At 44.4% G+C, this 248-nt stretch carries 1 protein-coding gene; it reads left to right on the top strand.

Annotated features, from left to right (window positions below):
• Positions 1 to 248, top strand: a 248-nt coding sequence (locus tag M1B78_RS18640; protein WP_257941516.1) for a hypothetical protein, incomplete at both ends; no start/stop codon positions are given.

The raw sequence follows: 248 nt of genomic DNA, 5'->3' as shown, positions 1-248 counted from the left end.
ACAGAGAACAACCCGACATGTAATATCTATACAGACTTGCTGAACGGTTTCCTGAACGACGTTGGAGTTAAACCGACAACCGGTTTGGGTGGTGCAATCTGGTATGAAGATGCATTGCGCGCTGATAAGAAATTCTTCTATTCCGGATTGTATCCTTATACTACTGGTCATCAGGGTGTGAAAGGTGGTGCTTATTCAGAAGAAGGTGCCCGCTTCGTATTCGACAAAGAAAAATTGGAAGCTGCCAA

This window comes from Bacteroides muris (ex Fokt et al. 2023) (genome assembly GCF_024704895.1).
GTDB lineage: Bacteria > Bacteroidota > Bacteroidia > Bacteroidales > Bacteroidaceae > Bacteroides > Bacteroides muris.
The sequence above is the reverse complement of the archived record's forward strand: the minus strand, read 5'-3'. Positions and strand labels throughout refer to the sequence as shown.